This window comes from Pseudomonas sp. FW300-N1A1, assembly GCF_058789115.1.
Window position 1 is genome coordinate 1 of record NZ_JBYTBK010000091.1, and the last position, 1,235, is coordinate 1,235.

At 58.8% G+C, this 1,235-nt stretch carries 1 protein-coding gene; it reads right to left on the bottom strand.

What is annotated here, in order from left to right; all coding sequences use genetic code 11:
• Positions 1-384 precede the first annotated feature (384 nt).
• Entirely contained in the window at positions 385-843 is a 459-nt protein-coding gene (locus tag AC3WQN_RS25425) for an REP-associated tyrosine transposase (RefSeq protein ID WP_103402429.1), read from the bottom strand.
• Positions 844-1,235: the final 392 nt, after the last annotated feature.

The window sequence follows — 1,235 nt, forward strand, 5'->3', positions numbered from 1 at the left end:
TCCCCTGTGGCGAGCGAGCTTGCTCGCGCTGGACGGCGCAGCCGTCCCAGTACAGCCATCGAGGAGTGTCAGGCAAGCCGCATTCAGCTTTATGGCGGCGGCTGCGCCACCGAGCGGGAGCAAGCTCCCTCGCCACAATGGTAAGTGCTGCTTGAAAGGAGTGAGCCTGAGCCTGAGCCATGAGCTGCCACCTGCCACCTGAAAACGCGGCGGCTGATGAAGATCCCCTGTGGCGAGCGAGCTTGCTCGCGCTGGACGGCGTAGCCGTCCCAGTACAGCCATCGAGGAGTGTCAGGCAAGTCGCGTTCAGCTTTATGGCGGCTACGCCACCGAGCGGGAGCAAGCTCCCTCGCCACAATGGGTGGATGGTGCTGGATCGTGTGTTCAGAGCCAGCAGGCATCCCAAAGCGGATAGTCGCCAATTTTTTCCACCAGTCCCGCACGTAAAGGATTGGCGACAATGTAACGAGCAAATGGCAGCAGGTCTTCGTCATCGCGCAGGGCTCGGTCGTGATAACCCGATTGCCAAAGAGCTCCCACTCTATTCGATGCCCGGTTGATAGTGAGGGTGCTGCGCGACTTGGTGGTTTGCATGATTCTCGCCAGGGAATGTTGTTCGAGTTGAATCAACCAATGAAAGTGGTCAGGCATGACCACCCAAGCTAATGAGTTGACCCAACCCTGATCGTGAATTCGCCTGAGTTCGGCACTCAGCAGCCGTCCCAAGCGCCAGTCAGTGAATACAGGGCGTCTTTGGTGCACAACTGCAGTTAGAAGATAACCCCGCCCCGGTTCTGAGTGACGTCCGCGGCGTAGCAGGTGTGAGTTTGGGCGTGGGTGCATTGCTTGCGCCCCTTTGTTGTGGTCTCAACTGACACTAGTTCTCTGCCTGCTGACTCGGAGCTACTTTGTCTGAGTGAATTTTCTCAAGTGTTTGAAGGACGTACTTAATTGTGGCGAGCGAGCTTGCTCGCGCTGGACGGCGCAGCCGTCCCAGTACAGCCATCGAGGAGTGTCAGGCAAGTCGCATTCAGCTGTATGGCGGCGACTACGCCACCGAGCGGGAGCAAGCTCCCTCGCCACGGGGATAGGGGCTGCCTGAAAGTAGTGTGCCTGAGTCATGAAGTGCTACCTGCCAAGTGAAAGCGTGGCAGTTGGTGAAGATCCCCTGTGGCGAGCGAGCTTGCTCGCGCTGGACGGCGCAGCCGTCCCAGTACAGCCATCGAGGAGTGTCA

What these genes read in the sequence shown, in the direction of transcription:
- AC3WQN_RS25425 (WP_103402429.1), bottom strand. Translation starts at nt 843, where the DNA reads ATGCACCCACGCCCAAACTCACACCTGCTACGCCGCGGACGTCACTCA.